Source organism: Halarcobacter sp., from assembly GCF_963676935.1.
In the GTDB taxonomy this organism is placed as follows: Bacteria; Campylobacterota; Campylobacteria; order Campylobacterales; family Arcobacteraceae; genus Halarcobacter.
The window spans coordinates 590009-615341 of sequence record NZ_OY781470.1 but is presented as its reverse complement, the minus strand read 5'-3'; the positions used below and the strand labels follow the sequence as shown (position 1 = coordinate 615341).

General features: G+C 28.5%; 22 protein-coding genes, 8 tRNA genes and 1 pseudogene. 17 read left to right on the top strand and 14 right to left on the bottom strand.

Features of this window, described 5'->3' with window-relative positions:
• Window position 1 precedes the first annotated feature (1 nt).
• Window positions 2-2443 carry a heavy metal translocating P-type ATPase gene (locus tag ACKU4C_RS02990; RefSeq protein ID WP_321314367.1) on the bottom strand — a complete coding sequence of 814 codons (2442 nt, stop codon included), beginning with the start codon at window positions 2441-2443 and terminating at the stop codon, window positions 2-4.
• A gap of 116 nt (window positions 2444-2559) precedes the next feature.
• Between ACKU4C_RS02990 and ACKU4C_RS02985 the strand changes: the two genes are divergently transcribed.
• Window positions 2560-4182, top strand: a complete 1623-nt coding sequence (locus ACKU4C_RS02985; protein ID WP_321314366.1) for an EAL domain-containing protein — start codon at window positions 2560-2562, stop codon at window positions 4180-4182.
• Here ACKU4C_RS02985 and gmk read toward each other — a convergent pair.
• From gmk to rpsB, 5 genes are read right to left on the bottom strand one after another with little or no spacing between them, the layout of a single operon-like run.
• Complete coding sequence (gmk, locus tag ACKU4C_RS02980) at window positions 4175-4792, bottom strand: guanylate kinase (protein ID WP_321314365.1); 618 nt, start codon at window positions 4790-4792, stop codon at window positions 4175-4177. The two genes, ACKU4C_RS02985 and gmk, sit on opposite strands and share 8 nt — an antisense overlap.
• Entirely contained in the window at window positions 4792-5592 is an 801-nt protein-coding gene (locus ACKU4C_RS02975) for a hypothetical protein (protein ID WP_321314364.1), read from the bottom strand. The genes gmk and ACKU4C_RS02975 overlap by 1 nt, the downstream gene beginning before the upstream one ends.
• Complete coding sequence (locus ACKU4C_RS02970) at window positions 5592-6281, bottom strand: ABC transporter ATP-binding protein (RefSeq protein ID WP_321314363.1); 690 nt, start codon at window positions 6279-6281, stop codon at window positions 5592-5594. Before ACKU4C_RS02970 ends, ACKU4C_RS02975 begins: the two co-directional genes overlap by 1 nt.
• A 25-nt stretch (window positions 6282-6306) precedes the next feature.
• Window positions 6307-7350: a translation elongation factor Ts gene (tsf, locus tag ACKU4C_RS02965; protein ID WP_321314362.1), complete on the bottom strand. Its 1044-nt coding sequence runs from the start codon at window positions 7348-7350 to the stop codon at window positions 6307-6309.
• 1 nt (window position 7351) lies between these two features.
• A complete protein-coding gene (gene rpsB, locus ACKU4C_RS02960; RefSeq protein ID WP_321314361.1) occupies window positions 7352-8152 on the bottom strand; it encodes a 30S ribosomal protein S2 in 801 nt (266 codons plus the stop codon).
• A gap of 230 nt (window positions 8153-8382) precedes the next feature.
• On the opposite strand from rpsB, the gene ACKU4C_RS02955 reads away from it, so the two are divergent.
• On the top strand, window positions 8383-9267 hold the full coding sequence (locus tag ACKU4C_RS02955; protein WP_321314360.1) for an alpha/beta hydrolase: 885 nt from the start codon (window positions 8383-8385) through the stop codon (window positions 9265-9267).
• 152 nt (window positions 9268-9419) lie between these two features.
• Here ACKU4C_RS02955 and ACKU4C_RS02950 read toward each other — a convergent pair.
• The 3 genes and pseudogenes from ACKU4C_RS02950 to ACKU4C_RS02940 form a co-directional block, all read right to left on the bottom strand.
• Window positions 9420-10247, bottom strand: a pseudogene (locus ACKU4C_RS02950) (methyl-accepting chemotaxis protein); the annotation flags it as partial.
• Between the two features lie 991 nt (window positions 10248-11238).
• The gene (locus tag ACKU4C_RS02945) at window positions 11239-11814 is read right to left on the bottom strand and encodes an SCO family protein (protein WP_321314358.1); all 576 of its coding nucleotides are present in this window, start codon (window positions 11812-11814) and stop codon (window positions 11239-11241) included.
• Window positions 11815-12254: 440 nt separating this feature from the next.
• Complete coding sequence (locus ACKU4C_RS02940; protein ID WP_321314357.1) at window positions 12255-13229, bottom strand: NAD(P)-binding domain-containing protein; 975 nt, start codon at window positions 13227-13229, stop codon at window positions 12255-12257.
• Window positions 13230-13455: 226 nt separating this feature from the next.
• Between ACKU4C_RS02940 and ACKU4C_RS02935 the strand changes: the two genes are divergently transcribed.
• From ACKU4C_RS02935 to ACKU4C_RS02915, 5 genes are read left to right on the top strand one after another with little or no spacing between them, the layout of a single operon-like run.
• Window positions 13456-14406: an AAA family ATPase gene (locus ACKU4C_RS02935; protein ID WP_321314356.1), complete on the top strand. Its 951-nt coding sequence runs from the start codon at window positions 13456-13458 to the stop codon at window positions 14404-14406.
• A 3-nt stretch (window positions 14407-14409) separates the two neighbouring features.
• Window positions 14410-15243: a DUF58 domain-containing protein gene (locus ACKU4C_RS02930; RefSeq protein ID WP_321314355.1), complete on the top strand. Its 834-nt coding sequence runs from the start codon at window positions 14410-14412 to the stop codon at window positions 15241-15243.
• Window positions 15243-15629, top strand: a complete 387-nt coding sequence (locus tag ACKU4C_RS02925; protein WP_321314354.1) for a hypothetical protein — start codon at window positions 15243-15245, stop codon at window positions 15627-15629. The genes ACKU4C_RS02930 and ACKU4C_RS02925 overlap by 1 nt, the downstream gene beginning before the upstream one ends.
• On the top strand, window positions 15622-16536 hold the full coding sequence (locus ACKU4C_RS02920) for a VWA domain-containing protein (RefSeq protein WP_321314353.1): 915 nt from the start codon (window positions 15622-15624) through the stop codon (window positions 16534-16536). Before ACKU4C_RS02925 ends, ACKU4C_RS02920 begins: the two co-directional genes overlap by 8 nt.
• A gap of 11 nt (window positions 16537-16547) precedes the next feature.
• Complete coding sequence (locus ACKU4C_RS02915) at window positions 16548-17264, top strand: hypothetical protein (RefSeq protein ID WP_321314352.1); 717 nt, start codon at window positions 16548-16550, stop codon at window positions 17262-17264.
• Here the strand turns inward: ACKU4C_RS02915 and ACKU4C_RS02910 are convergent.
• Genes ACKU4C_RS02910 through ileS form a run of 5 tightly spaced genes read right to left on the bottom strand, consistent with a single transcriptional unit; the run spans window position 17261 to window position 22243 of the window.
• Window positions 17261-18544 carry a UDP-N-acetylmuramoyl-L-alanyl-D-glutamate--2,6-diaminopimelate ligase gene (locus ACKU4C_RS02910; RefSeq protein ID WP_321314351.1) on the bottom strand — a complete coding sequence of 428 codons (1284 nt, stop codon included), beginning with the start codon at window positions 18542-18544 and terminating at the stop codon, window positions 17261-17263. The two genes, ACKU4C_RS02915 and ACKU4C_RS02910, sit on opposite strands and share 4 nt — an antisense overlap.
• Window positions 18525-19118: a hypothetical protein gene (locus tag ACKU4C_RS02905; RefSeq protein WP_321314350.1), complete on the bottom strand. Its 594-nt coding sequence runs from the start codon at window positions 19116-19118 to the stop codon at window positions 18525-18527. The genes ACKU4C_RS02910 and ACKU4C_RS02905 overlap by 20 nt, the downstream gene beginning before the upstream one ends.
• Window positions 19118-19396: a NifU family protein gene (locus ACKU4C_RS02900; protein ID WP_321314349.1), complete on the bottom strand. Its 279-nt coding sequence runs from the start codon at window positions 19394-19396 to the stop codon at window positions 19118-19120. The genes ACKU4C_RS02905 and ACKU4C_RS02900 overlap by 1 nt, the downstream gene beginning before the upstream one ends.
• The gene (locus ACKU4C_RS02895) at window positions 19393-19515 is read right to left on the bottom strand and encodes a hypothetical protein (RefSeq protein ID WP_321314348.1); all 123 of its coding nucleotides are present in this window, start codon (window positions 19513-19515) and stop codon (window positions 19393-19395) included. The genes ACKU4C_RS02900 and ACKU4C_RS02895 overlap by 4 nt, the downstream gene beginning before the upstream one ends.
• A gap of 1 nt (window position 19516) precedes the next feature.
• Complete coding sequence (gene ileS / locus ACKU4C_RS02890) at window positions 19517-22243, bottom strand: isoleucine--tRNA ligase (protein WP_321314347.1); 2727 nt, start codon at window positions 22241-22243, stop codon at window positions 19517-19519.
• Between the two features lie 368 nt (window positions 22244-22611).
• Here ileS and ACKU4C_RS02885 point away from each other — a divergent pair, with 368 nt between their 5' ends.
• The 10 genes from ACKU4C_RS02885 (at window position 22612) to ACKU4C_RS02840 (ending at window position 25322) form a co-directional block, all read left to right on the top strand.
• Complete coding sequence (locus ACKU4C_RS02885) at window positions 22612-23964, top strand: FAD-dependent oxidoreductase (RefSeq protein WP_321314346.1); 1353 nt, start codon at window positions 22612-22614, stop codon at window positions 23962-23964.
• A 43-nt stretch (window positions 23965-24007) separates the two neighbouring features.
• Window positions 24008-24523: a CinA family protein gene (locus tag ACKU4C_RS02880; RefSeq protein WP_321314345.1), complete on the top strand. Its 516-nt coding sequence runs from the start codon at window positions 24008-24010 to the stop codon at window positions 24521-24523.
• A 52-nt stretch (window positions 24524-24575) separates the two neighbouring features.
• A tRNA-Lys gene (locus ACKU4C_RS02875) sits at window positions 24576-24651 on the top strand.
• 49 nt (window positions 24652-24700) lie between these two features.
• Window positions 24701-24775 (top strand) — tRNA-Glu (locus ACKU4C_RS02870).
• 10 nt (window positions 24776-24785) lie between these two features.
• A tRNA-Val gene (locus tag ACKU4C_RS02865) sits at window positions 24786-24861 on the top strand.
• 7 nt (window positions 24862-24868) lie between these two features.
• Window positions 24869-24943, top strand: a tRNA-Glu gene (locus ACKU4C_RS02860).
• Window positions 24944-24960: 17 nt separating this feature from the next.
• Window positions 24961-25037, top strand: a tRNA-Asp gene (locus tag ACKU4C_RS02855).
• Between the two features lie 20 nt (window positions 25038-25057).
• A tRNA-Lys gene (locus ACKU4C_RS02850) sits at window positions 25058-25133 on the top strand.
• A gap of 2 nt (window positions 25134-25135) precedes the next feature.
• A tRNA-Val gene (locus ACKU4C_RS02845) sits at window positions 25136-25211 on the top strand.
• Between the two features lie 34 nt (window positions 25212-25245).
• Window positions 25246-25322: transfer RNA gene (locus ACKU4C_RS02840), tRNA-Asp, on the top strand.
• The last annotated feature ends 11 nt before the right edge of the window (window positions 25323-25333 follow it).

The window sequence follows — 25333 nt, the reverse complement described above, 5'->3', positions numbered from 1 at the left end:
CCTAATTTTTTAGTTTAATTCTCATAGAGTTTGCAACAACAAGAAGAGAACTTAAACTCATTGAAAGTGCCGCAACTAATGGTATAACATATCCAGCCATAGCTAAAGGGATTGTAATAGAATTATAAATCAAAGATAATAGCAAGTTTTGTTTTATAAACTTATATGTTCTTTTTGAAATTATAAATGCATATTTTAAACTACTTAATGAACTATTTAATAAAACTATATCTGAAACAGAAATAGTAATATCAGCAGAATTACCCATAGCAATTGATAAATCAGAACTAGCAAGTGCAACTGAATCATTAATACCATCTCCTGCCATTACAACAGTTTTTCCTTCACTTTTTAACTTTTTAATATAATTTGCTTTACCTATTGGGTCTATTCCGGAAATAACACTTTTAATCCCAACTTTTGCTGCAACTTTTTTTGCTACACTTTCGTTGTCACCTGTAAGCATCACAATATTAAGACCACTTTGTTTTATACTATCAATTAAATCTTTAGCATCTTCTCTAATCTCATCTTCTAATTCAAAAGTTGCAATAACCTTTCTATTTATAGCAAAAATATAAACTGAACTTGAACTATCAAAATTATAGTTTATTCTATTCTCTTTTAGTAATTCTATATTCCCACCTAAAAGATGAAAAGTTTTATCTTCAATATTTTTATATTTTCCAACTACACCTTTTGCTTGAACACTTTTTACATCATAGATATTTTTCAATTCAAGATTTGAATATTTATTAGCTAAATATTTTTTCACTGATTTTGAAATTGGATGGGTTGAAGAATCTAATAAAGAATACATAAGATTCAATTTATGAATATTATTATCTAAAATTCTTGCCTTTTTAACTTTTAGTTCACCTTTTGTAATTGTTCCTGTTTTATCCATCACTAAAGTATCTGCTTTAGCCATAGTTTCAATAAACTTAGCCTCTTTAAAAAGTAAACCTTTTTTTGCAAGTTCGGAAATACCAATCAAACTGGCAATTGGTGTAGCAAGAGCTAAAGCACATGGACAAGCAATAACTATTACTGAAATAGCTACAATAAAAGATTTCTCAAAATGGTTTGTATTATCGTAATCAAAACCTAAATCTATACCAAAAAAATACCATACTATAAAAGTTAATATAGATAAAGAGATTATTGTTAAAGTAAATCCTTTTGATATCTCATTTGCTTTATATTCAATCTCAGGTTTTGAACTTAATGAATCTTCTAATAAAGTAACAATTGAATTTAAAGTTGAATCTTTATATGTTTTGGTAACTTCATATCTAATCAAAGAGTCATTGTTTATTGTACCACTATATAAAACATCCCCTTGCTTTTTAAATATTGGTAAGGATTCTCCTGTAAGACTTGATTCATCAAAAGTTCCTTCACCACTAATGATTTTACCATCAATACAAACTTTTTCACCACTTCTAATCTCAACAACATCTCCAACTTTAATATTATCCAGTGCAATAGCTTTTTTTATACCATCCTCAACTACAGTTGCCTCTAAAGGTATTGAGCTTTTTATTTTGTCTAAAGTATCAACTGCACTTTTTTTACCAATGACTTCTAAATATTTTCCAACTAATACAAAGGTAATAATCATTGTTACAGAATCAAAGTAACTCTCCCCTTTTCCACCAAATAGAATAAATAAAGAGTATATATAAGTAAAAGTAGCTCCGGAACTAACTAAAAAGTCCATATTTAAAATACGATTCTTTAAACCAAAATATGCACCACGGAAAAATATCCATCCAGAATAAAATAAAACTGGTGTAGAGAATATAAATTCTCCTAAATGGATATATTCTTTAATCTCATCATCAATTCCTGTAAAAAATCCAGTATATTTTGCAACTCCTAGCATCATAATATTAACACTTGCAAAAACTGCAACCATCATACGGATAAAATAATCCCTTTTAGCTTTTACAGCTTGTTCATCTGCTACAGTTGCATCATATGCATATGCGTTATACCCAATACTTCTAATTTTTAAAATTATTTCAGATAATTTAATTTTTTCTTCATCCCAAATAATTTTTGCTTTATTATTTGTAAAATTTATATCTGCACTTATAATTCCATCTGTTTCAAAAAGCACTTTTTCATTTAACCATACACAAGCAGCACAATGAATTCCTTCAATGATTAAATCAATTTGTCTGTATCCATCGTTGGTAGTTTTAATAAAAGTATCTTCAAAGCTTTTTGTATCAAACCTTTCGATATCATCGTTAGTTTCAATAGGTGGAGCAATAGTTTTATTTCCAAGCTTTTCATAAAAAGAATCAAGCCCATCATCTTTTAAAATATGAAAGACTCCTTGACAACCTTTACAACAAAAGTTTAGATCTCCTTCTTTAATCATCACTTTTTCATCAAACTCTAAATGACAGTGATTGCACTTAACATTAGCCACAAAATTTCCTATAAATTATGAATTAATAACAAAAAATTAAATGCGAACAAAAATAGTTAACATTTATATAATAGATATTATAATATTATATCGTAATAAGTTTGGAGTAAGTCTTAATGATATCAAATGTATCTATTTTAAAAAACATAACAATACTATACGCAGAAGATGAAGAAGCCTTAAGAGAAATAACTCTTAATATACTAAAAGGGTTTACAAAGAAGCAACTTGTTGCACAAAATGGAGCTGAAGGCTTAGAGCTTTTTAAACAAAACGAATCTGAGATTGACTTAATTATTACTGATGTAAATATGCCTATTATGAATGGCTTAGAGATGATTCGAGAGATTAAAAAAATCAACCCTAATATTCCTATTATAGTTGCAACAGCTTTTTCAAATACTGAATATTTACTTGAAGCAATTGATATTGGAGTTGATAAATATGTATTAAAACCAATTGATATGAAAAAGCTTTTACAGCTAATGAGTCAATCACTTTTATACCACGAATTAAAAGATTTATATATTGACAACTTAACCCATTTACCAAATAGAAATAGACTTAAAAAAGATTTAGAAGACTCAAACGAAGATTTAATTGCAATGATTAATATAGATAAGTTTTCAACTATCAATGACCTTTTTGGTGAGCATAATGGAGATAGAGTTTTATTAAAATTTTCTGACACATTACAAAAATATTTTAGTAAAGAAAAATTCTTGATTTATAGAGTTGAAGCTGACAAATTTTTGGTTATTGCTAGAAGCTATGACTTTGATGTACAAGAGTTTTACGACCTATGTAAGAAATTTGAAGATTATATTGAAGAAGACCCAGTTTCAATCGATGAACATGAAATTGACTTAAATATCACTATTGGTATAGCAAAAAGTAGAGATGGGAATGCTTATAAATATGCCCAAAGAGTTATTGCATATGCAAGGAAGAAATTTGAACCAATTTTAATTTATAACGACTCATTTAATATTCAAGAATCATTTGAAGAAAATATTAAATGGATTAAAAAAATTAAAAATGGTGTAAAAAATGGAAACTTTAAAGCATATTTTCAACCCATTGTAGATACCCAAACAAAAGAGATTTACAAATATGAAGCACTTGTAAGATACATAGATGAAGATGGTACTGTTGTATCCCCATTTACTTTTTTAGATATTGCAAAAAAAGCAAAACTTTATCCAAATATCATCAAAATCATGATTAATGAAGCTTTTAACTTAATTAAAACAAAAAACAAAAGAGTAGCTGTTAATATATCATTTGAAGATATTGCCAGTTCTAGTACTATGGAATACGTTTATGGAGTAATTGAAGAAAATAGAGAATATGCAAATAAACTAGAATTTGAAATTTTAGAATCTGAAGAAATTTCAGACTTTTCTGAAGTATTTAAATTTATTAACAATATGAATAACTATGAATGTAATATTGGAGTAGATGACTTTGGTGCTGGGTATTCTAACTTTAATATGCTTGTAAATCTTGATATTAATTATGTAAAAATTGATGGCTCATTAATAAGAGGAATAAATGAATCTAAAAATCAACAAATTATTGTAAAAACTATTGATGAATTTGCTAAAAAATTTGGTTTTAAAACTGTTGCAGAGTTTGTTTCAGAAGAAGAGATTTATACTGTGATAAAAGATATTGGGATTGACTACTGTCAAGGTTATTATTTTGATGCGCCTTTAAGTTATGATGAGATTATTTAGCTAACCACTTAGCTATAATCTCTTCATCATTAAATAATTTTGCTTTTACCCTTGCAATATTTGCAATAGCAACTAAACTTTTTGAAGCTTCTTCTAAATCATCGTTAATTATAAAATAATCATATTTTCTAAAATATTTAATTTCAGTTTTTGCATTTGTTAATCTTTTTTCAATCACTTCATCTGAATCAGTATTTCTACTTTTTAGTCTATTTTCTAAATCCATTAAAGATGGTGTTGTTATAAATACAGAGGTAACTATATTATCTAATTTTTTTCTAACTATAGTATGACCTTGAACATCTATATCAAATATTACAAGTTTACCTTCGTTTACTGCTGAAATTATTGGTTTCAATGATGTACCATAATAATTACCATGTACCTCTGCCCACTCTAAAAAATGTCCTTTTTTTATATCTTCTTCAAACTCTTCTCTTGATACAAAATAATAATCAACTCCATCTACTTCCCCTTCTCTTGGTTCTCTTGTAGTTGTAGAGATAGAAAAATGATAATCACCTATTTGTTTATAAACATTTTTTAATAAAGTTGATTTACCACAGCCACTAGGTCCTGATAAAATTAGAATCGCACCTTTTTTTTCCATTATTTACTAACCTTTAAAGATAATGTAACATCTACATCTTCACCACTTGATAGTTTATCTATAACATTTTGATCAAATTTTTGTAAAAAAGGTTTTAATTCATTAATACTATAGTTATTTAAAATAAGTTTTCTTGGTTTATTTTCATCCTGAGGTTCTAAATCAAACTCATACTCTTTTACTTCACTAAGTGCATCATCTATAATAGCATTGATATCTTTCCAATCGTTTTCATCAACGCTATGTGAGACTTTATCATGTATCTCATCATCATGTAAAATATCACTAATTTTAGTTAATTCATTATTATCTAAAACTCCACCATTGTTTAAAGATGCAATAGTTACAATACTTTCATCACTCTCTTCTTCGATATCCATTGCAACATCTTCGGCAAGAGATTCTACATAATTAGAGATAATATCCTCTTCACTAAATTCTGAATTAAAATCTTCTATAGGTTGATATTCTTTTTTATTAAACTCTTTTTCATCATTTATAAACTCTATTTGTTCTTTTAATAGTACTTCTAATTCAGTAGGTAAAAATGGTCTATTTATAATAAAATCTCTTGATTTATCGAAAGGTAGTTCCTCACTAACTATGGCAGCAAGTTTTTTTGTAAATGTTTTTAAACTATTAAATTCTTCTGTTACAAACTCTTCATCTACAATAATGATATCGACACTATCATCAAAGCTAATATCTGCTTGAACACTTAAATTTAAACCTAATTTTGCACAAACAAGTGTGAATATTTTTTCTATAATTGGTGTTTTTGTTACTAAAATCAAATCCATTACTTCAACTCTTCCAATTGTAAGTTTTCTAGTTTATAGACTTTGTCACACTGCATTGCTAAATCATCTTCATGAGTTACAAGTATCATACCTGCATCATTATCTTTTATATATTTATGAAGCACTTGCATTACAACTTGTGCGGTCTGTTTGTCTAAATTACCTGTAGGTTCATCTGCAAATATAATTTGAGGTTTTTTTGTAAGGACTCTTGCTATAGACAATCTTTGTTGTTGTCCACCACTTAATTCTCCTACACTTTGATTTATTACAAAATCTATATTTAACATTTTTAATAAATCTTTGTCTATACTATTTCCACTTAATAGTGTAGCAATCTCTAAATTATCATTTGCAGAAAAACCTCTAAAAAGGTAATGTGCTTGAAATATTATACCAAAATCTTCTCTTCTTATATTTAAAAGTTTTTTCTTTTTGAGTTTATAGATATCTTTATTTTTAAAAACTATTTCCCCTATTTTAGGTTTTAATAAAGATGAAAGTATATTTAAAAGTGTTGATTTACCACTTCCACTAACACCAATAATTGCAATAGATTCTTTTTTATGTAGAGATAAATTTATATTTTCAAAAAGCTTATAATCAAATTCATGAGTTAAATTTTTTGCTTCAAGCAGTATTTTAGAGTCGTCAGAAATGGGTGCGTTATTTGTATTTGTTTCACCCATTATTCTGACTTCATATGTTAAATTATTATTTACCCATTTGAGCTGCAACTTCAGCTGCGAAATCTTCTTCTTTTTTCTCGATTCCTTCACCAAGTTCAAATCTAACATACTCTACGATTTCAATTGATGCATCAACAGCTTTAATAGCTTCTTCAACAGTCATTGAATCATCCATAACATATGTTTGAGATAATAAAGCATGTGTTTTATCTAATTGAGAGTTATCTTCAATCCATCTAGCAATTTTACCTTTAACAATGTTTCCGATAATTTTCTCTGGTTTACCTTGAGCTAATAACTCTTCTTTCATTTCAGCTTCAGCAGCTGCAATTGCTTCATCAGTTAATTGTTGTTTAGAAACAAACTGAGGAATATTTTTAAGAGGTTTACCAAGTCTTACTAACTCTTCATTCTCTTTTTCAATATCAGCAATAATTGCTTTGTTTTCTGATTCAATAAACTCAGCTGATAAATCTTCATACGAAATAACAGTTGGTTTCATTGAAGCTGCATGCATAGCAACTTTTTTTAATAGATCAACAGTTTTTTCTTTTGCTGCATCATCACATTTAGCAGCTAAAATAACACCTACTTTTCCTAAGTGTACATAACCATTAACTACTGGACCTTCAACATTAACAACTTTTCTAGCAACTAAGTTTTCACCAATTACTGCAATTTTTTCATTTAAGAAAGTTGTAAACTCTTGCCCTTCAATTGAAGAAGAAGCTAATGCTTCTGCATCATTTAAGTTATTAACTTGTGCGTGAGTTGTAATTTGACTTGTTAACTCTAAGAATTGTGCATTTTTAGCAACAAAGTCTGTTTGTGAGTTAATTTCTGTCATAGTAGCTTTAGTATTGTCATCATTAACTAAAATAGTAACAATACCTTCAGCAGCAACATTACCTGATTTTTTAGCAGCTTTTGCAAGACCTTGCTCTCTTAACCAAGTTTGTGCTTCTTCAATGTTTCCATCACACTCATTAAGTGCTTTTTTACAATCAAGCATTCCTGCACCAGATTTCTCTCTTAACTCTTTAATTAATTTTGGAGTTGCTCCTGCCATATTATGCTTCCTCTGTTTTTTCTTCAGTTTCTACAGCTTCAGCTTCACCCTCTGCTACTGCTTCAGCAACTACTTCTTGAGCTTCTTCTTCAGATACAGGAATCTCTTCACCAGCTTCATCAGCTAATGCAGCTTTACCTTCGTTCATAGCTTCAGCCATTTCATTACAAAATAGTTGAATAGATCTAATTGCATCATCATTTCCAGGGATTGGATAATCAACTACATCAGGGTCACAGTTAGTATCTAAAGGAGCTACAACTTTGATTCCTAATCTTCTAGCTTCTTGAATAGCAATTTTTTCTTTTACTGCATCTAAAACGAACATTAAGTCTGGAAGTTTATTCATCTCTTTAATACCACCAAGATAAAGTTCTAATTTTTCTTCTTTTCTTGTAAGCATTAAAGCTTCTTTTTTAGTTAAAAGATCTAATTGACCTTCTTCTCTCATTTTTTTAATTACTTCTAATTTTCTAATTGATTTTTTAATTGTTCCGTAGTTAGTTAACATTCCACCTAGCCATCTGTGGTTTACATAAGGCATTCCACATTTGATTGCTGCATCTTTAACAGCTGAACTAGCTTGTTTCTTTGTACCAACGAAAATCATTGTTTGACCTTCTGCTGCTGCATCTCTAACTACATTATATGTATATCTGAAATATCTTAACGTTTTTTGTAAGTCAATAATATAAATATTTTTTCTTACACCGAAAATGAATTTTTTCATTTTTGGATTCCATCTTCTTGTTTGGTGTCCGAAGTGTACACCACATTCTAATAGGTCTTTCATAGTAACCATAGTTTTTCCTTGTTTTAATTTTTTAGGGTTTAGCCTCTGTGCCCCTTAATGGCAAGTACAATTAACTTGTCACAACCCATACCAGGATTGACACATGTGAGGTTTTCTATTTAAAATAGAGTCGTGATTTTATCTAAGTTAACTTTAATCTTTCTTGAAGTGATTTATATTCATTAATATTTTATAATTTTTAGTTAATTTTTTGATAAAATTTTCAAAAAAGGAGTTTTATGCTTTTCTCAGATATATTTAAAAAAGACAAACTGCGACTAGAAGATATAACAATAAACTATAAACATGGAGGAAAAGGAAAAGCTCTTTTACTAATTCATGGATATCCTCAAACACATACTATGTGGCATAAAGTTGCAAATGAACTTTCAAAATTTTATTATGTAATTTGTCCTGATTTAAGAGGTTATGGAGATAGTTCAAAACCAAAAGGTTTAGAAAACCATCAAAATTATTCAAAAAAAACTATGGCAAAAGATATGATTGAACTGATGAAATATTTAGGTTTCGATGAGTTTTTTGTTGCGGGACACGACAGAGGAGCAAGAGTTACCCATAGACTTTGTTTAGATTATCCTGAAAATATATTAAAAGCATGCGTAATGGATATTGCACCAACTTATCATATGTTTCAAAATACAGACCAAAACTTTGCTACTGGTTATTATCATTGGTTTTTTTTAATACAGCCAGATGAACTTCCAGAAACAATGATTGCTCAAAACCCAACTTATTATTTAAAAGAGAAACTAAAAAGATGGAGTGATAAAGCTATTAGCTTTGAAAATAAATTTGATAAAGAAGCCATAAAAGAATATATAAGATGTTTTGACAAAGATTCTATTCATGCTACTTGCGAAGACTATAGAGCAGCAGCCACAATAGATATGAAAGATGATAAAAAAAACACAGATAAAAAAGTTGAAACTCCACTTTTAATTCTTTGGGGAGAAAAAGGTTTTATAAATAAAACCTATAATGTTTTAAAAGTTTGGGAAGAATATGCTAGTAATGTAAGTGGTAAAACACTTGATTGTGGCCATTTTTTGCCAGAAGAGAAGCCTAAGGAAGTTATAAAAGAATTGAAAATTTTTTTCAAATAAGCCTAACAAAACTTATAATTTTATATCATTTGAGTTTTTAATACTCTCCTGAAAATTTGGAGAAAAGAGCATCATAAAATGCTCTTTTCTTACAAAAGATACCAAAGAATTTTTAATTGGATAATAAATTTTAGCTAGGAGAACTTTTATATTTAAAAGCTTTCCCACTCATCACTATTTGAATCTACTTCAATTTTTGTTTTTACCTCTACTTGCTCTTTTTTCTTTTCAGGTTTAACAACAGAATCTACTTTCTCTACTTTTTCAAGTTTTGTTGCTTGAACAGTATCTTTACCTATAAACTCTTTTTCATCAGCACTTTTTAAAATTATCTCTGCAATTTGTTGAGTTTGAATTGCTATATCATTTGTTTCATTTGCTACTGAAGCATTTTGCTGAGTTTGTTTATCTAAAGAATTGATTGCATCATTAATTTGCACAATTCCTGTTTCTTGCTCTTTACTTGCACTTGTAACATTTGTGATTAATTCAATTGTTTCACTAATTTTGCTAGTTAAATCACTATATCCACCTATCATATCTGATGCAATTGTTTTACCTTCATTTGCTTTTGTTGTGGCATTTTCCACTAAATCTTTTATCTCTTTAGCTGCTTCAGCAGAACGTGAAGCAAGGTTTCTTACCTCTTGTGCAACCACTGCAAACCCTTTACCTGCTTCTCCTGCAGTAGCAGCTTCAACAGCAGCATTTAATGAAAGAATATTTGTTTGGAAAGCTATTTGATCAATTACTGTAATTGATTCATTAATAGCTTGAACTTGTGCATTTATATCTTCCATAGCTGTAGTTGTTTTTGTTGCTAAACTCTCACCCTCTTGTGCAGAACTATTTAAATTATTTGCAAGGGTAAACATTTTATTTATATTTGCATTACTTGATTTGATAATAGATGTTATCTCTTCCACTGCTGCAGCTGTTTCTTCAAGGGAAGCTGCAGCTTGATTTGAAGACTCATTTAATGTTTTTACAGTTGAAGATAATGTCATAGCACTATTTTGAATAACAAGCCCATTTTGTTTATCTTCTGTTAAAATTTTTGTAATACCATCTGCTAATTTATTTAAATTCTCAGCAGTTTCACCTTTAGAATCAACTTTTGTAGTAAAGTCATAATTTGTGAAATTTTCCAATACAATCAAGATTTTATTAATATCATCTGCAATTTTATTTTCTAAATTATCCATCATATTATTGATAATCTCTTTTAAGGACTTAATGTTCTCATCTGTAGTATCTGAGTGAACTCTTTTTGTTAGTTTCCCTTCATTAACACTATTTGCTACTTCAATAGTTTCATCTATAATACTTTTATTTAGTAAAGTTTCTTTTTGTAACTTTTCAAACGAAGCTGTTGCTTCTAATTGAAGTTTTTTAGCTTCAATGAACTGTTTTATTACTGAATAAACAATATAAATAAGAACTATTTCTTCAAAAACAAATACAATAATATGAATAAAAGTAAACAACCAACTACAGTTAGTACTCATCAATATAATTTCATGCCCCATAACAGTAGCACCATTTAATTGTAAATATGTGAATAACAAGTGGTGTACACCTGTTACTACAGTCATTGCTAAAATTGCTGTAAGGTCTTTATATACTACAAGAGCTGCAACATAAACAAAAAAGAAAAAGTGCATCTCTATCATACCAAGCTGTTGAGAAACCATAATAGCTGGATAAACAGTAAATGCTGTACCAAAAATAATACGAGAAAGAACCGTTCCTTTAAACACTTTATAGGCTATGATGGTAGATGCTAAAGCTATACCTCCACCTATAATACCAAGTTTATATGCTTCATTAGAATATGAAGTTATTAGTGCGACAATGAAAAAACTTACTATTGATACTATAAGCATCATTTTATCTGCATTTTCATACTCTTTAACCAAACTTTCTTGAATCTCTTTAGATAAGCTTTTATCTAAAAATGGGAAAAGTACTTTAATCATTGTTAATCCTATTTATTGTATTTAAATCATTTGATATATATTCAATATCAAATGGTCTTGCCGTGTATATGAATTTTTGTTTATATATAGTATTACCACTTTTTTCTAATAGATATAAAAAACCTGTATGATCAATATCAATACTATTTATAGGTGAATATTTTATTTGAAATTTTGTTGTTATATCAATTAGTTTTTTATTGTCTAAATAGATTCCTTTGAAGTCTTTATTAAAAGCCTTAGCAAATGGATCCACACCATCTTTAGATATATTAGGTTGTAAATTAATAAAATAAAAACTGAATTGTTCTTTATCTAACTTATCATATATTTGACTTATCTCATTTAATGCTGGAGGACAGATATTATCACAACCTGCGTAACCGAAAAATAGTAATACATATTTTTTAGTTTCATCTTTTAAAAAATCAAAATGAATATTTTCAATCTCTTTATTTACTTTCCCTGCTTTATCATTAGAATAAAGTATTGGTAAGGCTGTTGAGAAAATAGTTAATATAAGAATAATAATAATTATTAAACCAAAAAACTTCTTTTTCTTTGACATTATCTATTTCCTTAAAACTTCTTAAGTACAACTTTATTAATTAAATTCTTAGAACATTATTAAAAAAATCTAATACAATAAAGTTGTAATATCTTTGTTATATTATAAAGTTATTTGATTTAAAACTTTATAGAGTCAATTAAGCTCTAATTTTTTATCGTTGCTTTTTCTGATTTAACTTGATAAACTAACAAAATAATGGTTGTTTGTAATCCAACTTACTATTAAGGATAAAAACTTCTTTATTAGTTATATAGGGTAAAAAAGTTTTGTGAATAAAGTTTCTGATGTTTTAAAAGTTTGAGAAGAATATGCAGAAATGTTTAGGAGTAAAACTTTAGAATATGGGCATTTTCTAGGTGAAGAAAATCTAAGAAAGAATTTTAGATTTAAAAAATTATTTTTTATAAATAAGATAAAAGGAATTTCCCTTTTATCTTTTATGCACTTTTCTCTTCTAATACCTCATCAACTATACAATCAGTTATTATGTTATATCCATGATTTAAAGCCAAAGCTATTGAACCACCAATTGAACCACAAATATCCCCTGCTAAATATATACCATCACAATTTTGATTTTTATCATCAATAAAAGGTTTCTCTTTTTCATCTAATTTGACACAACAGCTTTTTAAAAACTCTTTTGGAGTTACACCACCTAAAGCGTATATCACTCTATCATATTTTTCTATACTACCATCTGTATAAAACACTTTGAATATTCCATTTTCATCTTCTACTTTTTCAATATCAACTCCAAGTTTTGCTTTTATTTCACCATCTTCTACACAATTCATTAAGTTTTTTATATTTTTAGGATTTGCTTTTGTTATCTCTTCTCTCCTATAATTAAAAGTTACATTATTATCTTGGTGGATAAAATATGCATATTCACAAGCACTATCTCCCCCACCTACTACTAATACATCTTCATTACCTTTACAATCAGATATTGTATGGTTTGCTCGTGATTTTAAAGAGCTTGGAATTTTATAACTTGGTTTATTTGGTTTCCCCATTTTTCCAATTGCTACAACAATCTTTTTTGCAAAATAACTCTCCCCTGTTGTTGTAATAATTTTAAATCTATTTTTAAGTCTACTTACTTTTGATATTTCTGTATTGAACTTTGCATCAATAAGTTTTTTTTCTAAAGATTCTTCAAAAAGATCTAAAGTACTCTCTTTTGTTCCATCAGTAAAATCTATATGACCTTTAAGGTCAACTTTTATCCCTTTCCAGTCTTTATCCACTGGTTTATTATCGTTAAAATATTTTCTTATAGTTTGTGAATGGTTTTCCCCTTTTTCAAACATTAAAATATTTTTAACACCGAAGATGACTGCCTCACATGATGTTGCAATGCCAGCAGGACCAGCACCAATAATTGCTATATCATATACATTTTTCATATCAATCTCCTTTTAGATTTAGTTCTATATTCATTATAATCCATAAAATAATATATTCAAGAATTTATTGTTTACTTTTTATTCAAATTTTTTTGAGTCTGAACTCAGATTTAACTACACTTTATAAACTCATTTTTAAGAAACTTTTAAGAGTTTATTTTAAGCTCTTAAAACCTAACTTTTGATAGAATAACGCAAATTTATACTTACATTGAAGAAGAGCTAAATGTTATATACAAAAATCACAGAAATAAAAAATGAAATATCTAAAGTTGTTATTGGTCAAGATGATATGGTTAATTCTATTTTAATAGGATTACTAACAAATGGACATATACTCTTAGAGGGGGTTCCAGGACTTGCTAAAACCACAACAGTAAAAACTGTAGCAAATGTAATTGACCTAAAATTTAAAAGAGTTCAATTTACACCAGATTTATTACCTAGTGATATAATTGGTGCACAGATTTATGATATGAAAAGTGGTGATTTCAAAATAAAAAGAGGTCCAATCTTTACAAATCTTTTATTAGCAGATGAGATAAATAGAGCTCCTGCAAAGGTTCAATCTGCGCTACTTGAAGTTATGCAAGAAAGACAAGTTACAATTGCCGATGACACTTTTACTGTAGATTCACCATTTTTAGTTTTAGCAACTCAAAATCCAATTGAACAAGAGGGAGCTTATTCTTTACCTGAAGCACAACTTGATAGATTTATGTTTAAAATAGTTGTGGGATATAATACTAAAGAAGAAGAATACGAAATAGCTAAAAAAGTAACTTCAAATGAGATTTTAGAACTAAATAAAATCATAAATAAAGATACTCTTATTACTTTAAAACATGAGGTTCAAAATGTACATATTGATAATGAGTTAGAAAAGTACATTGTTGATATTATATGTGCAACAAGAGAACCAGAAAATTATAATCTTGATGAGATAAAAGATTATATCCAATTTGGAGCAAGCCCAAGAGCTACAATTGATATGTTTAAAGCTGTAAAAGCTATGGCTTTTATTAGAGGCAATAATTATGTTAGTCCTATTGATATAGCTTTAGTTGCAAAAAATGTATTAAGACATAGAATTATACTAACTTATGAAGCAGAAGCTATGGATATAAAAGTTGATGATTTAATCCAAAAAGTATTAGAAAAAATTGATATTCCATAATCTATGAATAAAACTTTAAAAAAAATCATAATCAAAACCAGAAGAAATATATTTTCAGAAATCATAGGAAATAATTCATCTTTATTAAAAGGTGAAGGGTATGATTTTTTAGAGCTAAAAGAGTATGAATATGGAGAAGATGTTAAAAAAATAGATTGGCTAATCTCTGCTAAATTTAAAAAACCTTTTGTAAAAGTGTTTCATGCTCAAAAAGAATTAAATATAAATATTGTACCCATATTAAATGGTTCAATATATTTTGGTTCAAAAAGATTTAAACAAGAATTAGTAACTGAAATTTGTTCTATACTTGGTTACTCTTGTATAAAACAAGGAGATCCTTTCTCATCTTTTATAGCAAATGAATCTTTGGAACTTTGTACGAAAAAATCTAAAAGAAATTTTGCTGTTACAATGATGAGTGAAAAAATATTTAATTATGATTGTATAGGTAAAAGTGTAAATCTAAAAAATTTAAGTAATGAATTATTTAAAAAAATTAGAAAAAAATCAATTATTTTTCTTGTTGGTGATTTTTTTGATATAGAGAATCTCGATTTTAAACTTCTTAGTAGAAAACATGAGATTATTGCAATTATGGTTAGGGATAGATTTGAAGAGGATCCCTTTGAATTAGGAAATGTAAACCTTGTAGATCCAGCTACTAATCAAACATTTGATGGAAATATAGATAAATCAATGATAAGAGAGTATCAAAAAAGAGTAAAAGCAAATGACCATAAACTCTATGAGCATTTTCAAAAATGTGGGATTAAATTTACTAAGATATATACAGAGGAAGAACCTCTTCCAAAACTATTAAGGTTGATGAAATAATGAATGATATAAAGATTAATGATATTAAAGAGTTAGTTGATATTCCTGATTACTCTTTATATATTTATATGTTTTTATGGATTATAGCTTCACTTATAATTTTTATTCTTCTTTTTATACTTATTAGATATTTTTTAACAAGAAAAAAGAATAAGAAAAAAGAGTACTACTCAATACTTAAAAATCTTGACCTAAGTGATTCTAAAAAAGCTGCATATACTATTACTAAGTATGCAAGACTTATTAGTCAAAGCGATAGAGAAAAGAAACTTGCTTATGAGTTAATTGAAGAGTTAGAATTGTATAAATATAAAAAAGATGTAGAGCCTCTTAATGATGATTTTAAAATCCTTTTTGGAAGATTTATGGACAATGTAGATGTTTGATTATTTATTAAGTATAAAATTTGAATACCCATATCTACTTTTATTAATATTGCTTTTTATTTTTTGCTCAATATTTTGTAAAGCAAAAATTCCAACATATATTATTCCCCACTTAAATATTTTTTCACAAAGCAAACATAAATCTATGATTTTAACTTCAATCCTAAAATATCTAGTAATAATTGGTTCAGTAATTGCTTTGTCATCTCCATATAAACAATTAAACACTCAATTAATAAAAAATGATGGAATAGATATTGTTCTTAGCCTTGATACTAGTGGTTCTATGAAAGAAAAAGGATTAAATAGAAACAATGAAAGTGAAGAAAGATTTGATGTAGTAAAAAGTATTGTAAAAGATTTTATTCCTAAAAGAGTAAATGATAATATTGCTATTGTAGTTTTTGGAACATCAGTTATGATGGCAACTCCACTTAGTTTTGATAAAGAAGCACAAAAAGAGATTGTTGATTATTTAGAAGTTGGAATAGTTGGAGATAAAACTGCTATGTTAGATTCTTTAGCTTCATCTGTAAATATTCTAAAAGATTCTAAAGCAAAATCTAAAATAGTAATCTTACTTAGTGATGGGGAAGATAATGCTAGTAATATCCCTCTTGAAATCATATTAAAACTTTTAAAGAAATATTCTATAAAAGTATATACAGTGGGGATCGGAAACTCAAATAAGATTATGTTAAATAAGATTTCAAATGAAACAAATGGAAAATCTTATACCGCATATTCAAAAGATGATTTAAATGAGATTTATAAAAGAATAGATTTACTAGAAAAAAGTAAAATAGAAAACAATAAAATCACTCTAAAAGTGTATTTATTTTTCTATCCACTCTTTTTAGCTATCATTTCATTAATAATCTATATTTATTTAAAAAATAAAGAATAATAAGGTAAATTTTGGAAGATATAAAAAAAAATGAATTAAAAGGTGTTATGGATAAAACATTTAGTCAAGAAGAGATTGAAAATAGATTAAAAGAACAAATAAAAGCTGCATCAAATAATAGAGATAAAATGAGTAAAAGAAAAACTACTCAAACAAAAATGCCTATTAATAAAAAAAATAAATTTTCTTTTAATAATTTAAATTTTAACTCACTTCTTTTAATATTAGTTTCTGTTTTAGCCATATTGATTTTTGTAACAATATATCTTTTTAATCAAGATAAAAAAGATTTAGTTAAACCAAATAAAACAGATGAAGAGAAAAGTTATTTCAATAAATTATATAATTCTAAGAACTATGATACTTTTAAATGTTATTCCTTTAAAAATGGAAAAATTTCACTTCCAATAAAAGAGTGTAAAGAAAACCTTGATAAATTTTTAGATAAAAATAAAACTGCAAATAGGTTTGAGGTTGTACCTCTAATTTCTGAAAATGATTCGATTATTTATAATGATATTGAAAAAAACCTAAGTGATAAAACTAAAGAAGAGAAAGAAAAAATCAAAGAGTACTTAAATATTGGTTTATCTACTGAAAGAATACTTGAAAGTGTTTGGTATATAAAGAAAACCCTTGGGGAATCTACAATTGTTACATCATCACAATATTATGTAAAATCTGACAATGAAAAAGAGAAAGGTGTGATAATTAGAGCATATCATTAGATATGCTTCAACACCTCATCTTTATCCACTAAAGGCATTTTTTTATCATAAATAATTTGATAAGGTTCATCACCTTTTCCTAAAATTAAAACAACGCTACTTGGATTTTTTTTACCAATTTCAATAGCAAGTTTTATTGCTTCTTTTCTATTTATTTCAACAAAAAGATTTTCTTTGTTTTTTATCCCCACACAAATATCTTCAATAATCATATCAGGGTCTTCAAATCTTGGATTATCTGAAGTTACTATTATAGTTTTTGCATAATCAGAAGCTATTTTCCCCATAAGAGGTCTTTTATCTTTATCCCTATCTCCACCTGCTCCAAATACTGTAATAATATCATAGTGATTGAAACTTTCATAAACCTCTTTCATCCCATCTGGGGTATGGGCAAAATCTACAATTACTAAAGGATCACTAGAGATTATCTCCATTCTCCCACTAACTCCTGCAAAATTCTCTGTAACTTCACAAATCTGCTCTAAAGAGTTATCAGTAATCATATCAACACTAGCAACTGCTGCCATTATATTATAAATATTAAATATACCCATCAAACTAGATGTATATGAATATACTTTGTCTATTTTAGTAAACATAACATTTGTACCATTTTTAAATGAATATGCAGATACATTATAAGTTGATGGATTTTCTAAACCATAAGTTAAAGCATTTTTAGTATTAAATTTAGCATTTTTATCATCTTTATTTACAAGCTTTTTACTCTCATCATCAAAAAATGAGTTTTTAACTTTTATATACTCTTCTATAGTTTTGTGATAATCTAAATGATCTCTTGTAATATTTGTAAGAACTTTTAGTTCAAAATCTAAGCCCTCAATCCTTTTTTGCTCAATTGCATGGGAACTTACTTCCATAATAAAATATTGACAACCATTTTCAAGTGCTTTTTGTATATGTGCAAAATTTGCAAGTTGTACAGGAGTTGTTAATGTATAATCTTCAATTTTTTCATCATTTATAAAAAAACCTCTTGTACCTTGTAAAGCAACTTTATATCCTAAATCTAAAAGCATAGAATATATAGCTGCTGCAGTTGTAGTTTTACCATTTGTTCCTGTAATACCAACAACTTTTATTTTCGACATATCAAGATGTTTTTTTAAATCTTTAGCTTCAATGAACTCTTTACATCCATTTTTTTTAGCATCTTCAACAAATTTTTCATTTTGTTTTGAGATAACAAAATATGAGTTTTCATTCGCTTCTTTTGAATTATCAGTATAAACTTTATTATTTATGATTAGTTGCAATTTTTTTATCTTCCAATTTTTTATATAGCTCTTCTATTTTTGAATCATAAGAGAAATAGTCATTAAAACCATCTAAATATGAGTAAGCCGTACTATTAAAATCGTTTTCTATAAGTTTGTCAACAAAATCAAAAAAATCCTCTTTTGTTTCAATTGCTACTTTTGTAGAAAACATAATATCTTCAAATGCAATTCTAAATGAACCTCTTGAGATTATTAATCTTTTGAAATCTTCATATCTAATGGCATCTAAAGAATCAACTGTAGATGATGTTAATTCTTCTAGAATCTGCATCATTTTATCTACATCCCCATCATATGCATTTACTACATCTTCAACATAAGCAATTGCATCATCAATATTTTCATTTTTTGCAACAGCGAAATAATCAAATAAAGATTGAGCCTTCTCTTCATCTTCACTTGCTATATCACAAAACAACGCATATATAGGGTACTCTTTATTTTCAGGGAAAGTTGATGATAGTTGTGAATAAATAAATAAAGCTTTTTCATATTGTTTATCCATAAAATATTTATTTGCTTCATTTAAAAGTCTATTCTCATTTACCATTAAAGCTCCTGTAAGTTATTTTCCATACCTTGAGGTACGTTTACAATTTCCAATTCTGGATGTATTGCAGCTTTTAATTCTTTCTCAACAATAAATTTAAGTGTACTTCCACTTGCACTACATCCAACACAAGCACCTTGAAGTTGAACAAATACTCGCCCATCTTTTATATCAAGTAGTTCTATTGCTCCACCATCTTTTGCCAACATAGGTGCAATTTTATTTTTTATTATAGATTCAACTGGTGGCCTTAAATCTTCATCAGTAAATGGCATCATTGTTCTTTTTTTACCTTCTTACTTTTTTTGTTTACATAAAGTATTCCCATAGCTATTAATACAAGAATAACAGCTATTGTTGAGAATATAAATGTTAATGTAACTTCAGATTCAAACATCTTAGTTTAAAACACTTTCACATCTACTACACAGATGTTCTTCACTATCTGAAGTAAATTTCCAACATCTTGGACACTTCGCTTTTTTTGCTTTAGCAACTGTAAATTTAATATCATCAATTTCAAATGTTGCTAAAACATCAGATTGCTCTTCAGTTGTAATTGAACTAACTAAGAACCAATCTTCCATTTCAACTCTTTCTAAAGCTAAAATATCTTCACAACTTGTAGAGATTTCTAGCTCTAAAGTTGATTTAATAATTTTTTCTTTTTTAAGTGTATCGATAGCTTCACTAAATTTATCTTTAGCAGATAATAAAATCTCTTCATTAAGATTACTTTCAACTTCAGGTAAAACAACTTTTTCAAAATCAAAAATATCTTTAGCCTCACCTTTAATAAATGAAGGTGCGAACTCAAGTAATTCATCCATAGTATAAGTTAATATACAAGCCAATGTTGAGATAAGTTTTCTCAAGATTATAGCCATTGCACTTTGAGATGCAATTCTATGAATATCGTTTTTATCATCACAATATAATCTATCTTTACACACATCTAAATAGATACCTGAAAGATCAACTACTAAGAAGTTGTTTAATTTATTTAATCCTTTAGAATATTCATAAATAGAAAATGCTGCTTCAATCTCATCAAATGTTTTCTTAGCTCTGTTTAAAACCCATTTATCTAAAATCCCCATTTTATCAACTGAAACAATCTCTTCTAAGTCACTAACATTAGCAAGTAAAAATCTTGCTGTATTTCTTATTTTTCTGTATAACTCTGCATTTTGTTTTAAGATATTATCAGATATTTTTTGATCATTTTGATAATCACTCATTGCAACCCAAAGTCTAAGGATCTCAGAACCATACTGTTTCATAACCTTATCAGGGTCTACAACATTTCCTTTAGACTTAGACATTTTTTCACCTTTTTCATCCATAGTGAATCCATGTGTAACTAAGGCTTTGTATGGAGCAATCTCTTGTGAAGCTAAAGTTGTTAATAAAGAAGACTGGAACCAACCTCTATGTTGATCACTTCCTTCTAAATACATATCAGCAGGAAATGTTCCTGCATCATAGTTTCTACTTCTTAAAACTGCATTTTGTGTTGAACCTGAATCAAACCATACATCTAAGATATCCATAGTTTTTTCTAAATCTTCAGGATTTAATCCGCTACCTGGATATAATAACTCTTCAATTGATAAGTCATACCAAGCATCACAACCTTTTTGTTCAAAAATCATAGCTGTATAATTTAAAACTTTTTCATCAAAAATGATTTCATCAGTTTTTTTATTTCTAAAGAATGCAATTGGAACACCCCAGTCTCTTTGTCTAGAGATACACCAATCTGGACGTCCTTCTAACATAGCTTTTAATCTATTTTTACCCCATGTTGGAAAAAATTCAATCTCTTCTAATGCATTTAAAGCATTATCTCTTAAAGTATTATTTTTATTTCCATATTCATCATCAATTGAGATAAACCATTGTTTTGTAGCTCTAAAAATAATAGGTTTATGAGTTCTCCAACAGTGTGGATAAGAGTGTCTGATATCAACATGTTTTAATAAAGCATCACCTAACTCTTCTAAAATCATAGCATTTGCTTTAAATACATGCATCCCAAGATATTTATCTGTATCTTTAAATAGTTTTTCTCTAACTATTGTTTCATCATATTTACCCTCTGCATCAACTGGCATAATAACATCAAGACCATATTGAAGTCCTATTTTGTAGTCATCCTCACCGTGTCCTGGAGCTGTATGAACTGCACCTGTACCTGATTCCATCTCAACGTGATCACCAAGAACAATTTTTGATGTTCTGCCATTTAATGGATTGATTGCATTTGTATTTTCTAAAGTTTTAGGGTCAATTGAATCTACAACTTCACCTTTAATTACCTCTTGTTCAATTAAAGAGTTGTAAAGTTTTTTGGCAACGATAAACTTGTCACTAGTTTTTACATATTCCTCTTCAGCATTTAAAGCAATTCCTGTATTTGCAGGTAGTGTCCAAGGAGTTGTTGTCCAGATTATTACACTTGCATCTAAAGTTTCATGTTTAAATGCAACAAAAATTGATGGTGAAGTTTTATCTTCATACTCAACTTCAGCTTCAGCAAGTGCAGTTTGTGCTGCCCATGACCAGTATACTGGTTTAGATCTTTGTACTAATAAACCTTTAGTTGCAATTGCGCAAAGTTCTCTATAAATATTAGCTTCAAATTTGAAATCCATAGTTAAATATGGTTTATCCCAATCACCTATAACTCCAAGTTTTTTAAACTCGTCTCTTTGAATATCAATAAATCTTGAAGCATGTTCTCTACATAACTCTCTAATTTTTGATTTAGGAAGCTCTTTTTTCTTTGTACTTCCGATTTTTTCTTCAACTTTTTGTTCAATTGGTAGACCATGACAATCCCAACCTGGAACATATCTCACTGATTTCCCATTAAAATAATGGTATTTAACAATAATATCTTTCAATATTTTATTTAATGCGTGTCCAATATGAATATGCCCATTTGCATATGGTGGTCCATCATGTAAAGTAAAAGACTCTCTGTCTTTTCTATTAGTTTTCATTCTTTCATAAACTTTTGTTTCATCCCAAAGTTTATATCTTTTTGGTTCGTTCTGAGGAAGATTTCCCCTCATTGGAAACTTTGTGTTTGGTAGTAGTAAACTCTCTTTGTAATCCATCTTAAATACCTTAATTATCAATTCTTGCGTTATATTCTATAAATCGCAGATTATATCTAATAAAAAGTTAATATTTCATAACACAAATTATGACTCATTCTCACTTTAAAACTTTATTTAATGTACAATTGTATTAATATCAGTACAAAAACTATACATTAATCTTAAATTTGCTCTATTTATTTGGAGTTAGTTAGTTATGTACACATATTGAACACTGCTTTAATTGAGCTAAAATCAATAAAATGTTACCATTAAACATAATTTTAGCAATCTTACTATTTTCAATATAACTTTCAACAAGGAAGTATTTGTTAATATGCTAAAATCTTTTTTAAAATCAAAGAACAACAATAGGACGAAACTAAATGAATACAAAACATTATGATGTAGTAATTGTAGGTGGGGGTATTTCTGGTGCTGCACTTTTCTATGAGATAGCAAGATATACTGATGCAAAAAGCGTATGTATGTTAGAAAAATATGAAGACTTAGCTACTTTAAACTCTAAAGGAACTAGTAACTCTCAAACTATCCATGTTGGAGATATTGAAACTAACTATACATTAGAAAAAGCAAAAATCACAAAAAGAACTGCAAAAATGATTGAAAAGTTCAATCTTATGAGAGGATTACAAGATAAAATCATGTTTGCTCACCAAAAAATGGCTTTAGGTGTAGGTGAAAAAGAAGTAGATTTTATCAAAAACAGATATGAAGAGTTTAAAGAACTTTTCCCTTATTTAGAACTATGGGACAAAGAAAAACTTAGAGAACTTGAACCAAAACTAGTTTATGCAGATAAAGAACAAACTCAAGATAGACCTGAACCAATTTTAGCAATGGGAACACAAAGTGAATACACAACTGTAGATTTTGGAGCAATGACTAAAGAGCTTGCAAAAGCTGCACAAGAAGAAGAAAAAACAACTGATATTTTCTTTAATGCTGAAGTTGATGAGATTGAAAAAGTTGGAGATAAATATAAACTTACTACAACTAGTGGTTCAGTATTTACAGCAAACTTTGTTGTGGTTAATGCTGGTGCTCATTCACTTTATTTAGCACACAAAATGGGTCATGGTAAACATATGGGTTCTTTATCTATGGCAGGTTCATTTTATATTACAAATGGCGAATATTTAAATGGAAAAGTTTATATGGTACAAAATCCAAAACTTCCATTTGCAGCATTACATGGTGATCCTGATATTTTATGTGATGGGAAGACAAGATTTGGTCCAACAGCCTTAGCTTTACTTGTATTAGAAAGATATAAAGGTGGTAAATCATTTTTCCAATGTTTAAAAACTATGAATTTTGATGGTAATATCTTAAAAATATTCTGGGATTTATTAAAAGATTCAGATATTAGAAATTATGTATTTAAAAACTTCCTATTTGAAGTTCCAGGGATAAATAAAGGTCTTTTTGTAAAAGATGCTAGAAAAATTGTACCTTCATTAAGTACAGAAGATATTGAATATGCAAAAGGATTTGGTGGAGTAAGACCACAAGTTCTTAATAAAGAACAACAAAAATTAATGCTTGGAGAAGCTTCAATTAATCCAGGTGATGGAATTATCTTTAATATGACTCCTAGTCCAGGAGCTACATCATGTTTAGGTAATGCAGAAAGAGATATAAAAACTGTTTGTGAATATCTAAATTTATCTTTTGATGAAAAAAGATTTAAAGCTGAATTAACAGACGACGAATAAAAAAGAGAGTTAACCACTCTCTTTTAACCAATAAAGCTTCAAAATGGAAAAATCAACATATATTACAACGGAAGAATTGATTCAATTTCAAAACATTCTTAGAAAATCGAAAAAAACAATTACAACTGCTGAAAGTTGCACAGGTGGATTAATAGCTTCATTAATCACTCAATTATCTGGCTCATCAGATATTTTTAATGGTGCAGTAGTAACCTATTCTAATGAAATAAAAACACAAGAATTAGAAGTTAAAAAATCAACCTTAGAAAAATATGGTGCTGTTAGTAAAGAAGTTGTTGAAGAGATGCTTATAGGTGTTTTAAAAAAATTTGATGCAGATTTTGCAATTGCAGTAAGTGGGATTGCTGGACCAACTGGAGGAACAAAAAATAAACCTGTTGGTACAGTTGTTATAGGTATATCAAGTAAAAATAACGATAAAATCGTGGAGGTTTGCCATTTTGAGGGTAGCAGAATTGAAGTTCAAAATCAAGCTGCAAAATACTCTTTGAAAAAACTTTTTAAATTTTTTCAAAAAACCCTTGACAAAAAAAAATAAATTGACTATAATTCCACTCCATTTTAAGAAGATGTACTTCTAAAATGTGTTTGACCCGTTAGCTCAGCCGGTAGAGCATCTCCCTTTTAAGGAGGTGGCCGAAGGTTCGAATCCTTCACGGGTCACCATTTTAAACACGAAAATGTTTATAAAAGTTCTTTAAATTTTATTATTGTTGGCCCCTTCATCTAGCGGTTAGGATTCATGGTTTTCATCCATGCCACAGGAGTTCGAGTCTCCTAGGGGTCACCAAGTTTATTTTGGTCGATTAGCTCAGTTGGTAGAGCGCTACCCTTACAAGGTAGATGTCATAAGTTCGAGTCTTATATCGACCACCATATAAATGGCCCCTTCATCTAGCGGTTAGGATTCATGGTTTTCATCCATGCCACAGGAGTTCGAGTCTCCTAGGGGTCACCATTTATTTATAATTTAGTGCGGTTGTAGTTTAGTTGGTTAGAATGCCTGCCTGTCACGCAGGAGGTCGCGAGTTCGAGTCTCGTCAACCGCGCCACTTTATAATAAATATCATATGACCCGTTAGCTCAGCCGGTAGAGCATCTCCCTTTTAAGGAGGTGGCCGAAGGTTCGAATCCTTCACGGGTCACCACTGGTCGATTAGCTCAGTTGGTAGAGCGCTACCCTTACAAGGTAGATGTCATAAGTTCGAGTCTTATATCGACCACCATTGCGCGTAAGGCGCTTTTTTTTTGCATTGTTGTGCGGTTGTAGTTTAGTTGGTTAGAATGCCTGCCTGTCACGCAGGAGGTCGCGAGTTCGAGTCTCGTCAACCGCGCCATGTGCTTATAT

Excerpts from the sequence above, each read along its gene's own strand:
- ACKU4C_RS02985 (WP_321314366.1), top strand. The coding sequence starts at position 2,560 with ATGATATCAAATGTATCTATTTTAAAAAACATAACAATACTATACGCA.
- gmk (WP_321314365.1), bottom strand. The coding sequence starts at position 4,792 with ATGGAAAAAAAAGGTGCGATTCTAATTTTATCAGGACCTAGTGGCTGT.
- ACKU4C_RS02975 (WP_321314364.1), bottom strand. The coding sequence starts at position 5,592 with ATGGATTTGATTTTAGTAACAAAAACACCAATTATAGAAAAAATATTC.
- ACKU4C_RS02970 (WP_321314363.1), bottom strand. The coding sequence starts at position 6,281 with ATGGGTGAAACAAATACAAATAACGCACCCATTTCTGACGACTCTAAA.
- tsf (WP_321314362.1), bottom strand. The coding sequence starts at position 7,350 with ATGGCAGGAGCAACTCCAAAATTAATTAAAGAGTTAAGAGAGAAATCT.
- rpsB (WP_321314361.1), bottom strand. The coding sequence starts at position 8,152 with ATGGTTACTATGAAAGACCTATTAGAATGTGGTGTACACTTCGGACAC.
- ACKU4C_RS02955 (WP_321314360.1), top strand. The coding sequence starts at position 8,383 with ATGCTTTTCTCAGATATATTTAAAAAAGACAAACTGCGACTAGAAGAT.
- ACKU4C_RS02945 (WP_321314358.1), bottom strand. The coding sequence starts at position 11,814 with ATGTCAAAGAAAAAGAAGTTTTTTGGTTTAATAATTATTATTATTCTT.
- ACKU4C_RS02940 (WP_321314357.1), bottom strand. The coding sequence starts at position 13,229 with ATGAAAAATGTATATGATATAGCAATTATTGGTGCTGGTCCTGCTGGC.
- ACKU4C_RS02935 (WP_321314356.1), top strand. The coding sequence starts at position 13,456 with ATGTTATATACAAAAATCACAGAAATAAAAAATGAAATATCTAAAGTT.
- ACKU4C_RS02930 (WP_321314355.1), top strand. The coding sequence starts at position 14,410 with ATGAATAAAACTTTAAAAAAAATCATAATCAAAACCAGAAGAAATATA.
- ACKU4C_RS02925 (WP_321314354.1), top strand. The coding sequence starts at position 15,243 with ATGAATGATATAAAGATTAATGATATTAAAGAGTTAGTTGATATTCCT.
- ACKU4C_RS02920 (WP_321314353.1), top strand. The coding sequence starts at position 15,622 with ATGTTTGATTATTTATTAAGTATAAAATTTGAATACCCATATCTACTT.
- ACKU4C_RS02905 (WP_321314350.1), bottom strand. The coding sequence starts at position 19,118 with ATGGTAAATGAGAATAGACTTTTAAATGAAGCAAATAAATATTTTATG.
- ACKU4C_RS02900 (WP_321314349.1), bottom strand. The coding sequence starts at position 19,396 with ATGATGCCATTTACTGATGAAGATTTAAGGCCACCAGTTGAATCTATA.
- ACKU4C_RS02895 (WP_321314348.1), bottom strand. The coding sequence starts at position 19,515 with ATGTTTGAATCTGAAGTTACATTAACATTTATATTCTCAACAATAGCT.
- ileS (WP_321314347.1), bottom strand. The coding sequence starts at position 22,243 with ATGGATTACAAAGAGAGTTTACTACTACCAAACACAAAGTTTCCAATG.
- ACKU4C_RS02885 (WP_321314346.1), top strand. The coding sequence starts at position 22,612 with ATGAATACAAAACATTATGATGTAGTAATTGTAGGTGGGGGTATTTCT.
- ACKU4C_RS02880 (WP_321314345.1), top strand. The coding sequence starts at position 24,008 with ATGGAAAAATCAACATATATTACAACGGAAGAATTGATTCAATTTCAA.